Source organism: Labrys sp. LIt4 (assembly GCF_017813775.1).
In the GTDB taxonomy this organism is placed as follows: Bacteria; Pseudomonadota; Alphaproteobacteria; order Rhizobiales; family Labraceae; genus Labrys; species Labrys okinawensis_A.
Genome location: NZ_JAGIPY010000005.1, coordinates 176,678 through 191,875, shown reverse-complemented (window position 1 = coordinate 191,875; position 15,198 = coordinate 176,678). Strand labels below are relative to the sequence as shown.

The window sequence follows — 15,198 nt, the reverse complement described above, 5'->3', positions numbered from 1 at the left end:
ACGGCAGGATGCACCTTCATTTCCTGGACATCATCTCATGCGCTACAAGACACTTGGCGGCAGCGGCCTGCTCGTATCGGAACTCTGCCTGGGCACCATGACCTTCGGTGGCGGCAGCGAATTCTGGAATGTGATCGGCACGCTCGATCAGGCGGTCGCCGACGGTATCGTTGCCCGCGCCCTCGACGCCGGCGTCAATTTCATCGACACGGCCGACGTCTATTCCGGCGGGGTGTCGGAAGAGATCACGGGGCGGGCCATCGTCAATTCCGGCCGCAAACGCTCCGACGTCGTGCTGGCCACCAAGGCGCTCGGCGTGGTCGGGCCGGGACCGAACGATCGGGGCGCCTCCCGCGGCCATATCATGGATGCAGTCAAGGCCAGCCTGAAGCGCCTGGGCACCGACTATATCGATCTCTACCAGATCCACGGCCTCGATCGCTTCACGCCGATCGAGGAAACCATGCGTGCCCTCGACGATCTCGTGCGGCAGGGTCACATTCGCTATGTCGGCATCTCCAATTGGTCGGCCTGGACGATCATGAAGGCCCTGGGCCTCGCCGACCGCCACGGCTGGACGAGACCCTCGACCCTGCAGGCCTATTACACCATCGCGGGCCGCGACCTCGAACGCGAGATCGTGCCGCTGCTCGAAGCCGAGAAGCTCGGGCTGATGGTGTGGAGCCCGCTTGCCGGCGGCCTGCTCTCGGGCAAGATCGACCGCGACGGCAATGGTCCCGACGGCTCGCGCCGGACCAATTTCGATTTCCCGCCCGTCGACAAGGATCGTGCCTTCGCCTGCATCGACGTGATGCGCGGGATCGCGGAAGCCCGCGGCGTTTCCGTCGCCCGCATCGCCCTCGCCTTCGTGCTGCACCAGCGCTTCGTGATGTCGGTGATCATCGGCGCCAAAACGGTCGAGCAGCTCGACGACAATCTCGCCGCGGCTGATGTCGTATTGAGCGCGGACGAACTCGCCCGGCTCACCGAAGTCAGCGCCCTGCCGCGCGAATATCCCGGTTGGATGATCGAGCGGCAGAGCGCCACCCGCCTGCCGGCGAGCTGAGCATTAAGGCGGAATAGCGTCATCCCCGGCTGAGCCGCTCGCGAGCGTAGCGAGAGAGGGCTTGTGACTGGGATCCTGGGCTATCCGGTGCGTTCATAGCCCCTGGATCCCCTTCCCGGGGTCTTCGACTCCGCCGGTGATGACAAAACGAACCTCACGAACGGGTCAGTCATTCCGCTCCTGACTTCAGGATTGCTCCGCTGCGTTCGCAATGACGAAGGAAACGGCATCGCAATTGCCACGACGACTGTAATGCCAGACCCGAGACATTCCGGCCGGACGGGTTGGCCATCGCCCGCCTCTTCGGCCAAGATGGTCCGGCTTTCATCGGAGACAGTCGCTTGGGTACCGTCAGGACTGCCTATTTCATCACCCATGCGGAAGTCGAGATCGATCCCGCCATCCCGGTGCCGCAATGGCGCCTGTCGGCCAAAGGGCGAACTCGGCACGAAGCCTTCAACCGGCAGGGCTTCGTGGCGGGCATCGGCAGCGTCTATGCCAGCGACGAGCGCAAGGCTCGGGACGGCGGCGAGATCCTGGCAACCCCTCTCGGCCTCAAGCTGCAGATCGTGCCGGCCCTGCACGAGAACGACAGATCGGCAACCGGCTTCCTGCCGCCACAGGAATTCGAGACGACCGCCGACGCATTCTTTGCCAATCCCGAGCAGAGCATTCGCGGCTGGGAGCGCGCGGCCGACGCCCAGGCCCGCATCGTCGCGGCCGTCACCGCCATCCTGGACAGGGATGAGGGCGAAGGCGACATCGCCCTTGTCGCCCATGGCGGGGTCGGCGCTCTGCTGCTCTGCCATCTTCTGTCCGTGCCGATCGACCGCCGCTACGACCAGCCGGCCGGCGGCGGCAACTACTTTGCCCTGGACGTGGCGAGCCGGCGCGTGCTGCATGGCTGGAAGCCTATCGACCCCTGATCCACGGCCCGAGGACCGCAGCCGAAAACAACCATCCATGCGAAACCCATGGCGACGTCATTGCCGGCAAGGTTGGGCCAACGCCACCTCTCCCGCACAATCATTCAAGATCGCCGTCTGGCCGAGGCATTAGGATCCCTTTCCTGAGCATCTCTGGACAAGAAACGCGTCATCATGCCTGTCGGCTTCATCGGTCTCGGCGTCATGGGAGAGCCCATGGCGCTCAATCTCGTACGGGCGGCAACGCCGCTGCTGGTCTGGAACCGCTCCCCGGATAAATGCGCCGGCCTGCAGGCTGCCGGGGCCGAAGTGGCCGGCAGCCTCGACGAGGTCTTCGCCAAAGCGCGCATCGTGATCCTGATGCTGGCGGACATGGCTGCGATCGATGCGGTGCTCGGCCGCGGCACAGCGGATTTCAAAAGCCGTACTGCCGATCATATCATCGTGCAGATGGGCACAATCTCGCCAGAGGATTCGCGCCGGCTCGACGAGGAGATCCGCGCCGCCGGCGGCCAATATGTCGAGGCCGCGGTTTCCGGCTCGCGCAAGCCGGCCGAAGCCGGGCAGCTCGTGGGCATGCTGGCGGGTGATGCCGCCGCACTCGCGGAGATCCGTCCCCTGATCGATGCGATGTGCCATCAGGCTTTCGACTGCGGGACGGTTCCCGGCGCCTTGACCATGAAGCTTGCCGTCAACCTGTTCCTGATCACCATGGTGACGGGACTGGCCGAGGCCGCCCATTTCGCTGAACGGCATGGTCTCGACATGCGGCAATTCCAGGCCATTCTCGATGCCGGCCCGATGGCGAGCCCGGTCTCCCGCATCAAGCTGCAAAAACTGGTCGAGGGCGATTTCGCGGTGCAGGCCTCGATCACCGACGTCCTGAAGAACAACCGACTGGTCGCCGAGGCCGCCCGCCACGCCGGGCTCGCCTCGCCCCTGCTCGATCTCTGCCACGCCCTCTATGGCGAAACGCAGGGTCTCGGCCTGGGCGGTGCCGACATGGCTGCCGTCATCCGCGCCATCGAGGCGCGATCGAGGCACTCAACGAGGTAAAAACGCTCAATCGGCGACCACTTGCCCCAGTCTGTTCCAATCCAGTGACACAGTAGAACTAGGGCTTCGGATGGCTGCCGCCCGATGTGTGATTCAGCGAGGTGCCGCCGCCTAACGGCGCCGCGCCACCACCGCCTGACGGCGGTGTGCTGCCGCCGCCGAGCGGCGACATGTCACCACCGCCAAAAGTGTTGCGCGGCCCGACCACGACGCTGCGCGCCTCGCTGATGCGCAGCGGACTCCAGGGCGCAGGCGCAGCCGGCGCGGCCTGCATGCCGGTGAGCTCGGTACCGAAACCCGGGGTGAGACGCACCGTTCCCCCTCTGGTGGCGACGTCGACGACGCCATCCTCGACATAGACGCCGAACTTGCCCCAGCTCGGCCCGGCGAAGAAGCGCGTGCCGCGCGCGGCGATCAGGCCGAAGGGCGTCGTCACGCTGAGTTCGCCTGAGGGACGGTCATGCGCGCGGTCGAACATGATGGCGCCGCGCTCGAGCACCAGCCGGCCGCCACGGTCTATCAGGAACTTGTCGATGCGCACCCTCGTGCGGGCGCCCAGCAGCAGGCGGGTGGCGTCGCCAAGCTGCGCAGACAGTCGCGCCCTCTCGCCGGTCGCCAGGAGATCGTTGAGATAGACGGGATCGCCGACCGAGAGGAGACGGATACGGCCGCGCGCCTGAGCGGTGCTTTCGCCGCTGGCTCCCAGGATCGAGCCCGCCTCCGCGGCCGCCCGAGCCAGGACTCTGTCCGGCCGTATTCCCGCGAGGAGCAGGCCAGCCAGGAGGGAACGGCGGTGGATCGGCATGATGAGGTCTTCCAGACAGGTTGGCGGATCAGCGGCAAACCGGACCCGACACCGCCAAGCCGGCGGCTTCCTCCCTGCCGCGACGATCCGTTTCGACGAATGTCCGCAGACGATGGTACCGCTCTATTCTTGATGCGCAGTCTTCTTCCGGTACCGGCCGCAAAGTAAGTTCCTCGCGTTCCTTGTTTGCGGCCAGTCATTCATCCTAGCTGAAACCCTTTCGTCTACAAGCCCCTCTCGCTCATGCAGAAGTTCTAGACTTCTACTCCAGAAGTGGCAGATTTGGTCAAGCCTGCACCTCGGCGACCCCCATCATTCCCAGTTGCTCATGTTCCAGGATGTGGCAGTGATACATGCGCGGACCCGGCAGGTCCTGCCGCACCAGCAAACGCACGGTTTCGCCGCGCGCCACATTGACCGTATCCTTCCAGGCGCGATAAGGCGCCTTGCTCACGCGGCCGTCCCGCTCGGTTTCCGCCACCTGGAACTGCGTGCCGTGAAGATGGAAAGGGTGATCCATGTCGGCACGATTGACGACCTCCCACAATTCGGTCTGCCCCGCCTTGGCGACGACGTCGACACGGTTCATGTCGAAGGAGGCACCATTGATGAGGAAGGCCATCTTCATGCCGCCCTCCCCCATCGACATGGTCTCGGTGAACTCGAAGCGCCGCCTGACGGCGGGCGAACCGAGATCGGCGATGCTGCGCAACCTTGCCGGCAGAGCCGGTGCCGGCTCGGCCTTGTCCGCCGTCACCTCGACGGTCATCAGTTCGGCAGCCATATCGGGGCGTCCGGGCCCCATCCAGCCGTGATCGACGTCCTCCGTCCTGAGCACCAGCCGCCCCGGCCTGTCGAAGGCGACGACGATCTCGGCCCGTTCGCCGGGAGCGAGATCGATCGTCCGGAGCCCGGTGACCGGTGCTTCCAGAAGGCCGCCATCGCTGCCTATCAGCGTCATGGCTGCTTCACCGAAAGTCAGATGCAGGAAGCGGGCATTGCTGGCGTTGAACAGGCGGAAGCGCCGCCGGCTGCCGGCTGGCAGCGTTAGGGTGGGCTTCTTCTGGCCGTTGACCAGGACATGGTCGCCGACCCGCCCATTCATCAGGTCCGCCATGGTGTTGGCCGGGATCAGGCCGTCCGCCGCCAGCCGCAGATCGGTGAAGAACAGCGGGGTATCGCCATAGGCGGCCGGGATCGGATCCTGCCGGGGCTTGACGATGAAGGCGCCGGCGAGACCGAGATAGACCTGCTCGGCCGTGCGGCCATGAGGATGGGGATGATACCAGTAGCTGCCGGCGCTGCCTTCCGGCAGCTCGAAGGCATAGAGCCGTTCGCCGCCGGACAACACCGGGTCCATGGGATTGCCGTCCTGGTCCGCCGGCACCGGCATGCCATGCCAGTGGATGGTGGTCTCTTCGCCCGGCAAGCGATTGGCGAAACGGATGGCGACCTTGTCGCCCTCGGTCACTTCGATCAGAGGGCCGGGTGCCTCGCCATTATAGGCGAGGATGGGCGTATCGATCCCCTCGGCAAAACGCACGGTGGCAGGCTTGGCCGTGAGTTCGGCCTCGAAACGCCCGGGCTCGTCGGCGCGGTTGGCGAGGCGAGGCAGGTCGCGCAGCGGCGCCCCTTCGGGCAGTGTGGGCAACGCCTCGGGAGCCGCCGTCTTGCCGTCCTCGCCGGACATGCCCGGCATGTCATGCATGCCGTGCTTGGAATGATCCTGCATCTGTGCCGCGGCCGGCCCTGAAATCACCAGGGCGGCAACGCCCGAGAGCAGAAATTCGCGTCTGTTCATATCCATGATCCTTACTCAGAACTGGCGCGTGCGCAGCCGCAACGCATTGGCGATCACGCTGACGGAAGAGAGCGCCATGGCGGCCGCCGCGAAGATGGGCGACAGCAGAATGCCGAAGAGGGGGTAGAGCACGCCTGCCGCGACGGGCACGCCGGCCGCGTTGTAGACGAAGGCGAGGAAGAGATTCTGGCGGATATTGGCCATGGTGGCCTGCGACAACCGTCTTGCCCTGACGATCCCCACGAGATCGCCCTTGACCAGGGTGACGCCGGCGCTCTCGATCGCCACATCGGTGCCCGCGCCCATGGCGATGCCGACATCGGCCGCGGCCAGGGCCGGCGCATCGTTGACGCCGTCGCCCGCCATGGCCACGACCTTGCCTTCGCGCTTGAAGGCCTCGACCAGCGCGCTCTTGCGTTCGGGCAGGACCTCGGCCTCGACCGTATCGATGCCGAGACGGCGGGCGATGGCCTCGGCCGTGACCCGATTGTCCCCGGTCACCATCACGACGTGGATGCCCTCCTCGCGCAGGGCGGCCAGAGCAGCCGGCGTGGTTTGCTTGACCGGATCGGCAATGGCGAGCAGGCCGGCCAGGCGACCCTCGACGGCAGCGAGGATCACGGTTGCCCCGTCCTCGCGCAGTTGATCGGCCTCGGCAGCTAGGGCGACCGCAACGCCCTCCTGCGCCATGAAGGCCGCATTGCCCAGGAGAACGAGCCGGCCCTCGACCGAGCCCCGCGCGCCCTTGCCGGTGGGGGAGTCGAAATCGGCAACAGGAGACAAGGCAAGTCCCTTCGCCTCTGCGGCCGCGACCACCGCCCGGGCCAGAGGATGTTCGGAGGCGCGCTCCACGCTGGCGGCCAGCCGAAGCAACTCGTCCTCCCCAAAACCTTCGGCGGGCCGTATGGCGATGAGACTCGGGCGTCCTTCGGTAAGCGTGCCGGTCTTGTCGACCACCAGGGTATCGACTTTCTCCAGCCGCTCCAGTGCCTCGGCATTCCGGACGAGCACGCCGAGGCCGGCGCCCTTGCCGACGCCGACCATGATCGACATCGGCGTCGCCAGGCCGAGAGCACAGGGACAGGCGATGATCAGCACGGTCACCGCCGCGACCAGCCCATAGGCAAAGCGAGGCTCCGGCCCGAACACTGCCCAGGCGATGAAGGCCGCCGCCGCGACCAGGATGACCAGCGGCACGAACCAGCCGGCGACCTGGTCGGCCAGGCGCTGGATCGGGGCACGCGAACGCTGCGCCTGCGACACCATCTGCACGATCTGGGCCAGCATGGTGTCGCCTTCGACCTTCTCGGCCCGGATCACCAGGGCGCCGGTCTGGTTGAGCGTGCCGCCGATGACGCTGTCGCCCGCGGCCTTGCTCACCGGCATGGATTCGCCGGTTACCAACGCCTCGTCGAGCGAGGAGCGCCCCTCGAGCACGCTGCCGTCCACCGGCACCTTCTCGCCGGGACGGATGCGCAGGCGGTCACCCACCGCCACCTTGTCGAGCGTAATCTCCTCCTCCGAGCCGTCCTCCCTTACCCGTGTCGCCGTCTTGGGGGCGAGGTTGAGCAAGGCGCGGATCGCTCCCGACGTATGTTCGCGGGCCCTGAGTTCGAGCACCTGACCGAGCAGCACCAGCACGGTGATCACCGCAGCCGCCTCGAAATAGACGGCCACGCTGCCGTCATCGCCACGGAAGACCTCGGGGAACAGGCCAGGGGCGAGCACCGCCACCAGGCTGTAGACCCAGGCGATACCGGTGCCCATGGCAATCAGCGTGAACATGTTGAGGCTGCGGCGCAGCACCGACTGCCAGCCGCGGACGAAGAAGGGCCAGCCGCCCCACAGCACCACGATGCTGGCGAGGACGAGCTGGATCCAGGCCGATTGGGCCGGTGGCACCAGATGATGCAGCGCGGGAACCAGGTGGGCTCCCATTTCCAGGACGAGGATAGGAAGGCTCAGCGCCAGGCTGACCCGGAAGCGGCGCGTCATATCCGCGAGTTCGGGATTGGGACCCGCTTCGGCCGTGACCTGCAGGGGCTCGAGCGCCATGCCGCAAATCGGGCAGAAACCCGGTCCCTCCCGCCGGATCTCGGGATGCATCGGGCAGGTGTAGATCGTGCCGGCGGGCGCGGCTGCGAGGGGCTCGGCTTTGCCGAGATAACGTCCCGGCTCCGCCTCGAATTTCGACTTGCAGCCGGCCGAGCAGAAATAATAGGGCCGCCCCTCATGCCGGAGCGAATGCCTGGCGGCCGCCGGATCGACCTCCATGCCGCAGACGGGATCCTTCACGCCGGAATGTGCCCCGGCATGATCGTGGTGATGGTGGTGAGGGTCGTTCATCAGCCCGTCCCATGCTTCTCGGATTATTCCCGCTGGACTCCCAGCCTTCCGAGAAGGGCGTAGGGCTTGACACCGTGGGAAGGTCAAGGGGGTGTTGGGAAGGCTGGCGATTTGTTTTGGCTTCGGGGTGATACGCCTCGATCAGCCCACCGCCCGCACATGCATCGGCTGCAGTTCGTCGAGGCGGCTCACGCCCAGCATGGCCATGTTGCGCGCGATCTCCGCCTGCAGGAGACCAAGGGCGTGGCGGATACCGCGCTCCCCGCCGACGGCGGCGGCGAACAAGAACGGGCGGCCGACAAAGACGAAGTCGGCCCCGAGCGCCAGCGCCTTGAGAACGTCCGTCCCCCGACGAAAGCCGCCATCGATCAGTACGGCCATCCCGCCGGCCGCCGAAACGGCATCGCGCAGGACCGACATGGGGGCGATCGCCGTGTCGAGCTGGCGCCCGCCATGGTTGGAGATCCAGACGCCATCGACACCCCTCTCGCGCGCGATCGTGACATCCTCGGGGGCTAGAATGCCCTTCACCACCAGCCTGCCGGGCCACAACTGCCGAATGAGATCGAGATGGCTCCAGTCGAGGCCGTCACGGGCGCCGATATCCCGCACCGCATTGCGGGACAGCAGGGTCGGTCCGCGAAAGGCATCCATGTTCTCGAAACGCGGCATACCGCCGGCCAAAGTGCGCGCGAAGGTGCCCAGTGACCAGGACGGATGGGTGATGCCGTCCCAGAACAATCTCAGGCTTGGCTTCAAGGGTGCCGAAAAGCCGGTGCGGGCATTGTTCTCGCGATTGGCGGCCACCGGCACGTCGGCGGTGAGCACCAGCGTCTCGTAGCCTGCAGCCGCCACGCGCGCCACCATGCGCCTGATGCGTTCGGGCTCGCCCGGCAGGTAGGTCTGGAACCAGCGGGCCTTTCCCTCTTCCGCCAGCCTTTCCAAGGGCATCAGCGAGGTGGCGCTGGCCACCATCAGGGCGCCCTCGGCCGCCGCGGCTTTGGCGAGAGCCAGATCCCCTTCGAAGGTGGCGAGGCCCGACAGCCCCATGGGCGCTATGCCGACCGGCAGGGAATAGGCATGGCCGAACAGGGCATGGCGTGTCGAGCGAGCCCTGGTATCGACGAGGACACGCGGCACCAGCCCGAGGGCGGCCAGCGCCCGGCTGTTGCCGGCATGCGCGGCATTCGTCTCGGCGGCACCGGCATAATAGCCATAAATCTGGCGCGGCAGATGCCGGCGGGCGACCGGCTCGAAATCCTCGAGCGCCAGGAAGCGCCGCAGGGACCGCGGCACATTGGCTTCAATGCGGCGGGCGGTGATCACGGTTCGGGAATGCGAATTGTCGGGCACTCTTGCTGTCTTCTCCGGCCTGGATCGTTTTCGCCTCGCCCCTCTATCCCTTGGCGCAAGCAGAGCCGTTTCGTCAATCAAGCGTACCGTTCACCATACAGGTATACCGTACAGTGAGTGTACAGACCGGCCATTCGGGTGAATCGTCCCTGCCATCGATCGAGCTCTCTCGAAAAGCGGGAATGAAGCGGCACCGGCGCGAACGCGATCGCCCTCTTCCTGGAGCAATACGCGATAGGAGGTGGAATGGCCCTGTCCGATCCAATCAACGTCAGGCCGGCCTACAGCCGCCAGACGCTGCTCATCCTGTCCGCCGCCGTCATCCTGAGCGCGGCCATGGGCATCCGGCAGACCTTCGGCCTCTTCGTCGAGCCCTTCTCGCTCGACCGGGGCCTTCCCGTCACCCTGATCGCCTTTGCCATCGCCATTCACAACCTGGTCTGGGGCGTGGCGCAGCCCTTTGCGGGAGCCGCGGCCGACCGCTATGGCTCGGCGCCCGTGGTGGCATTCGGCGCCGCCATGTTCGCGCTGGGCCTCGGCATTGCCGCCATGGCGCCATCGGGCCTCATGCTGGTCCTCGGTCTCGGCATCCTGGTCGGCATCGGCATCAGCTGCACGGCCTTCGGTGTCGTGCTGACCGCGGTCGGCCGCGGGACCTCGCCCGAAAAGCGCAGCATGGCCATGGGCATTGCCAGTGCCGGCGGTTCGTTCGGACAGGTCGCGATGGTTCCCCTGGCCCAGATCGTCTCGGAACATTCGGGCCTCTCCACCGCCCTCGTCGTGCTGGCGCTGGTGATGCTCGCAGCCGCCCCTTTCGGCCTGTTCCTGGACGGGCGGTCGCGACAGGGTACAGCCGGGACGGAGGAGGCTGCCCTGCCGCTGAGGGCGGCGCTCGAACAGGCACTCGGTCATCGCGGCTACTGCCTTCTCACGCTCGGCTTCTTCACCTGCGGCTTCCAGCTCGCCTTCATCGCCACCCATCTGCCGGGCTATCTTTCGCTCTGTCACATGCCTTCGGGCACCGGGGCGAAGGCCCTCGCCCTGATCGGCCTGTTCAACATGGCGGGAAGCTGGGCCTGCGGCTGGCTGGGCGGGCGCTACCGGCAGCAGCATGTGCTCGGCTGGCTCTATCTGATCCGGGGCGTCGCCATCGCCGCATTCTTCATGGCACCCAAGTCGGACGCGTCTGTCACCCTCTTCGCCGCCGTGATGGGCCTGACCTGGCTCGGCACGGTTCCCCTGACCAGCGGTCTCGTCGCCAAGGTCTTCGGCGTGCGCCATCTCGGCACCCTGTTCGGCATCTGCTTCCTCAGCCACCAGATCGGATCTTTCCTGGGGGCCTGGCTCGGCGGCCTGACCTTCGACCTCACCGGCTCCTACACGCTGGTCTGGTGGGCGACCGCCCTTGCCAGCCTGATGGCGGCAGCGCTGCATTTTCCGATCAATGATACGCCGCAGGTCGCGGTGGCCTCGGGACGAGTGTGAAAGCTTCCCTGGGACCGCCGGCATCCTACCGGCCTCTTCCAATCCAGCGAGCGTGGGCAATCAAGAGCCGCAAAGATGCCGGCGGTCCCAGGAAATCTTCTCAATCCCGGGCGAAATGGGCCCGTTCGGCCCGGACACGCAGGGTGATGTGGTCGGCGACGGCGGCGACGCGGCGGGTATTATGCGTGTCCGGATGGGAGACCAGCCAATAGCTGCGGGTGAAGCGCGTGCCCGGCAGCAGGCGGGTGAGCTCGGGATATTGCCGGGCGGCATAGTCGTGCAGGATGCCGATGCCATGGCCGGCCCTGACAGCCTCCATCTGGGCGACCACGCTGCCGCATTCGAAGCGCCGGCGCATCAGCCGGCCCAGCGTCTCGGCATAATCGAGCGCCCGGCTATAGACGAGGTCGTCGACATGGGTGACGAAAAGATGCCCGGCAAGGTCCTCCTCCCTGTCGATGGGAGCGGCTGCCTCGAGATAGCTTCTGGAGGCATAGACGCTCAGCGTATAGTCGGTCAGCTTCTTGACCATCAGCCGCCCCTGCACCGGACGGTCGAGCGTCACCACGATGTCGGCCTCCCGGCGGGAGAGCGAGAAGGTTCGCGGCAGCGGCACCAGCTGCACCACCAGTTCGGGATGACGGGCCGCCAGGGCGCCCAGTTCATGGGAGAGGAAGTAGTTGCCCAGGCCGTCCGGCGCGCCGACACGCACCGTGCCGCTGATCTCCGCCGTGGTGCCGGAGACCCGGGCGCCGACGCGCAGGAATTCGGATTCGGCCTTCTCCGCCGCGACGAGCAGGGCCTCCCCGGCAGCCGTCAATGTGCAGCCCTGGGTCTGACGCTCGACCAGCCGCGTCCCGAACGTTTCCTCCAGCGCCGTGAGCTGGCGGCCGACGGTGGCATGGTTGAGCCCGAGCTGGCGCGCCGCACCGAGCAGTTGTCCGTTGCGCGCCACCGCCAGGAAGATGCGGATGTGGTCCCAGTTCATGGGGGCTCTCGCCAGAGTGGATGTGCGACGCCTCCGGATGCCCGTGCGCCGGCTCGACTTTAATTTTCGCACATCGGAAGTGCAATCTCTCTCATTGCTGTGCGAACGGATCAACTGCATAGATCGCGCCGAACGCCGCCCCACCGGAAGGCGAAGGACAGGAGGAAGAGCATGACGCGCGAGATCTCTCATTTCATCGGCGGCAAGCCGGTAGCCGGCCGCAGCGGCCGCAAGGCGGCGGTCTACAATCCCGCCACCGGCGAAGCCGCGGCCGAAGTCGCCCTCGCCTCCATCGCCGAAGTGCGCGAGGCCTCTGCTGCCGCCAAGGCCGCCGCTCCCGGCTGGGCCGCCACCACCCCGCTGCGCCGCGCCCGCATCCTCAACAAGTTCCTGCACATCTTGGAAGAACGTACCGACGAGCTCGCCGCCGTGATTACGGCCGAGCATGGCAAGGTGCTGTCAGACGCCAAGGGCGAGATCCAGCGCGGCATGGAAGTGGTGGAGTTCGCCACCTCCGCGCCCCAACTCCTCAAGGGCGAGGTGACGGAGAATGTCGGCACCCGCGTCGACAGCCATTCCCTGCGCCAGCCGCTCGGTGTCGTCGCCGGCATCACGCCGTTCAACTTTCCCGCCATGGTGCCGATGTGGATGTTCCCGGTGGCGCTGGCCTGCGGCAATTGCTTCATCCTCAAGCCCTCGGAGCGCGATCCGTCCGCTTCGCTGCTACTCGCGCAGTGGCTCAAGGAAGCCGGCCTGCCGGACGGTGTCTTCAACGTCGTGCAGGGCGACAAGGAAGCTGTCGACGCCATCCTTACCGATCCCGACATTTCGGCTGTCAGCTTCGTCGGTTCCACGCCGATCGCCCGCTACATCTACGAAACCGCCTCGCAGAACGGCAAGCGCTGCCAGGCGCTGGGCGGCGCCAAGAACCACATGATCATCATGCCGGATGCCGACATGGACCAGGCCGTCGACGCCCTGATGGGCGCGGCCTATGGCTCGGCCGGCGAGCGCTGCATGGCGATCTCGGTGGCCGTGCCGATCGGCGAAGCCACCGCCGAGGCGCTGCTCGCCAAGCTGGAACCCCGGGTGCGCGCCCTCAAGATCGGCCCCGGCACCGATCCGGAAGCCGAGATGGGCCCGCTTGTCACCAAGCAGCATTTCGACAAGGTGCGCGGCTATATCGATACCGGCGTCGCCGAAGGCGCCAGGCTGGTGGTGGACGGGCGCGGCTTCACCATGCAGGGCTATGAGAACGGCTATTATCTCGGCGGCACGCTGTTCGATGGCGTCACCACCGACATGACGATCTACAAGGAAGAGATCTTCGGCCCGGTGCTGTCGGTGGCGCGCGCGCCCGACTATGCCACCGCTGCCCGCATGATCAACGAGCATGAATTCGGCAACGGCACTGCGATCTTCACGCGCGACGGCGATGCCGCCCGCGAGTTCGCCCATCAGATCCAGGTTGGCATGGTCGGCATCAACGTGCCGATCCCGGTGCCGATGGCATTCCACTCCTTCGGCGGCTGGAAGGCCTCCTTGTTCGGCGACCACCACATGCATGGCCCCGAGGGCGTGCGCTTCTACACCAAGCTCAAGACCATCACGAGCCGCTGGCCCACCGGCATCCGCGCCGGCGCCGATTTTGTGATGCCCACGATGAAGTAATGTCCTCCCGCGCGCGGTGCGGCATGCAATGCTGCGCCGAAGACGCGGGACCGCGCTCAGAATAAGCCCCACTCCGCCTGCGATCCCGGATCTGCGCTGCACCACTGCGTGCTGCAGCGCGTCCGGGATGATTGTTCCTTACGGCCTGTGCACCGTCTTCACCTCGAGGAAATCCTCCAGGCCGAAAATGCCGCCTTCTCGGCCATTGCCGGACTGCTTGTAGCCGCCGAAGGGGCTGCCATAGCGGTGCGGCCCGCCATTGATGTGCACCATGCCGGCACGCAGGCGTCCCGCCACCCGCTCGGCCCTGGCGTCGTCGCCCGTCTGCAGATAGGCGGCGAGACCGTAATTGGTGTCGTTGGCGAGCTCGATCGCCTGCTCCTCGGTGTCGAAGGGAATGATCGACAGCACGGGGCCGAAGATCTCCTCGCGGGCGATGCGCATGTTGGGGTCGACATCGGCGAAGATGGTCGGCTTGACGAAATAGCCCTTCTCATAGCCCTCCGGCTTGCCGGGGCCGCCCACCAGCACGCGCGCGCCCTCGGCGACGCCGGCCTCGATCAGGGCCTGCACGCGCCCGAACTGAACGTCGCTGACCAGCGGGCCGATATGCTCGCCTTCCTGCTTGGGATCGCCGACGGCCTGGGTCTCGCCTGTGCGCTGGGCGATCTCGACCACCTTGTCATAGACCGAGCGCTGCACCAGCATGCGGGTCGGCGCATCGCAGGACTGGCCGGAATTGTTGAAGCATTCCAGCACGCTGCCGGCAACGCGATCCTCGAGGTCGGCATCCTCGAAGATGATGTTGGGCGACTTGCCGCCGAGTTCGAGCGTGACGCGCTTGACGGTATCGGCTGCATCCTTGCTGACGGCGATGCCGGCCCGGGTCGAGCCGGTGAACGACATCATGTCGATGTCCTTGTGCTTGGAAAGAGCGGCGCCGACCGAGGGGCCGTCGCCATTCACGAGATTGAACACGCCGGCGGGAAAGCCGGCCTCCTCGACCATCTCGGCATAGAGCAGCGCATTGAGGGGCGTGAACTCGCTCGGCTTGAGCACGCAGGTGCTGCCGGTGGCGAGCGCGGGCACCACCTTGAGCGCGATCTGGTTGATCGGCCAGTTCCAGGGCGTGATCAGGCCGCAGACGCCGATGGGCTCGCGCAGCACCACGTCGCCATTGGGCAGGGTCTCACGATTCTTGAGATGGCGCAGCGCATCGATGAAGCCCTGCAGATGGCCGACGCCCACATCGGCCTGCTGGGCCCGGCTCATCGAAATCGGCGCACCGAGCTCGAGCGTGATGGTCTGCGCCATCTCCTCATAGCGGCGCTTATAAACTTCGAGCAGCTTTTCGAGCAGTGCCAGGCGCTCCTCGACGCTGGTGCGCGAATAGGTGGCGAAGGCCTTCTTGGCAGCAGCGACAGCCTTGTCGACATCGGCGGGCGTGCCCATGGAGATCACGGCGACCGGCTGCTCGGTCGCCGGATCCAGCACCTGGAGATCGTTGGGAACGACGGGATCGACCCACTTGCCGTCGATGAAGAACTTGCGCTTGTCGAGCATCGCTCACTCCCTGATTGCGGAGACGGTCTCCCGCCCCTCGTGAATATGTCGGACTTACACTGCCCCAGCGCACCGATCCACCGGAACAGCCATCATGTCGCAGGTGGAGGCATACCCACGCGCAAGCCGGCATGGGAT

General features: G+C 66.3%; 11 protein-coding genes. 5 read left to right on the top strand and 6 right to left on the bottom strand.

Going from position 1 to position 15,198, the window contains the following annotated elements:
- Window positions 1-37: 37 nt before the first annotated feature.
- The 3 genes from J8I29_RS11570 (at window position 38) to J8I29_RS11560 (ending at window position 3,048) form a co-directional block, all read left to right on the top strand.
- A complete protein-coding gene (locus J8I29_RS11570) occupies window positions 38-1,066 on the top strand; it encodes an aldo/keto reductase (RefSeq protein ID WP_209431751.1) in 1,029 nt (342 codons plus the stop codon).
- A 341-nt stretch (window positions 1,067-1,407) separates the two neighbouring features.
- Window positions 1,408-1,992: a histidine phosphatase family protein gene (locus J8I29_RS11565; RefSeq protein WP_209431750.1), complete on the top strand. Its 585-nt coding sequence runs from the start codon at window positions 1,408-1,410 to the stop codon at window positions 1,990-1,992.
- Between the two features lie 174 nt (window positions 1,993-2,166).
- On the top strand, window positions 2,167-3,048 hold the full coding sequence (locus J8I29_RS11560) for an NAD(P)-dependent oxidoreductase (RefSeq protein ID WP_209431749.1): 882 nt from the start codon (window positions 2,167-2,169) through the stop codon (window positions 3,046-3,048).
- Window positions 3,049-3,106: 58 nt separating this feature from the next.
- On the opposite strand, the gene J8I29_RS11555 is transcribed toward J8I29_RS11560, so the two are convergent.
- The 4 genes from J8I29_RS11555 to J8I29_RS11540 all read right to left on the bottom strand — a co-directional run bounded on the left by J8I29_RS11555 (window position 3,107) and on the right by J8I29_RS11540 (window position 9,353).
- Entirely contained in the window at window positions 3,107-3,853 is a 747-nt protein-coding gene (locus J8I29_RS11555; protein WP_209431748.1) for a FecR family protein, read from the bottom strand.
- Between the two features lie 286 nt (window positions 3,854-4,139).
- Window positions 4,140-5,654, bottom strand: a complete 1,515-nt coding sequence (locus J8I29_RS11550) for a multicopper oxidase family protein (RefSeq protein WP_209431747.1) — start codon at window positions 5,652-5,654, stop codon at window positions 4,140-4,142.
- 15 nt (window positions 5,655-5,669) lie between these two features.
- Entirely contained in the window at window positions 5,670-8,000 is a 2,331-nt protein-coding gene (locus J8I29_RS11545; protein ID WP_209431746.1) for a heavy metal translocating P-type ATPase, read from the bottom strand.
- A 141-nt stretch (window positions 8,001-8,141) separates the two neighbouring features.
- Entirely contained in the window at window positions 8,142-9,353 is a 1,212-nt protein-coding gene (locus J8I29_RS11540; protein ID WP_348536005.1) for an alpha-hydroxy acid oxidase, read from the bottom strand.
- A 246-nt stretch (window positions 9,354-9,599) separates the two neighbouring features.
- On the opposite strand from J8I29_RS11540, the gene J8I29_RS11535 reads away from it, so the two are divergent.
- Window positions 9,600-10,838 carry an MFS transporter gene (locus J8I29_RS11535; protein WP_209431745.1) on the top strand — a complete coding sequence of 413 codons (1,239 nt, stop codon included), beginning with the start codon at window positions 9,600-9,602 and terminating at the stop codon, window positions 10,836-10,838.
- 100 nt (window positions 10,839-10,938) lie between these two features.
- On the opposite strand, the gene J8I29_RS11530 is transcribed toward J8I29_RS11535, so the two are convergent.
- On the bottom strand, window positions 10,939-11,826 hold the full coding sequence (locus J8I29_RS11530) for a LysR family transcriptional regulator (protein ID WP_209431744.1): 888 nt from the start codon (window positions 11,824-11,826) through the stop codon (window positions 10,939-10,941).
- Window positions 11,827-11,997: 171 nt separating this feature from the next.
- Between J8I29_RS11530 and J8I29_RS11525 the strand changes: the two genes are divergently transcribed.
- On the top strand, window positions 11,998-13,497 hold the full coding sequence (locus J8I29_RS11525; RefSeq protein WP_209431743.1) for a CoA-acylating methylmalonate-semialdehyde dehydrogenase: 1,500 nt from the start codon (window positions 11,998-12,000) through the stop codon (window positions 13,495-13,497).
- A gap of 138 nt (window positions 13,498-13,635) precedes the next feature.
- Here the strand turns inward: J8I29_RS11525 and J8I29_RS11520 are convergent, their stop codons facing one another.
- Entirely contained in the window at window positions 13,636-15,060 is a 1,425-nt protein-coding gene (locus J8I29_RS11520; protein ID WP_209431742.1) for an aldehyde dehydrogenase family protein, read from the bottom strand.
- Window positions 15,061-15,198: the final 138 nt, after the last annotated feature.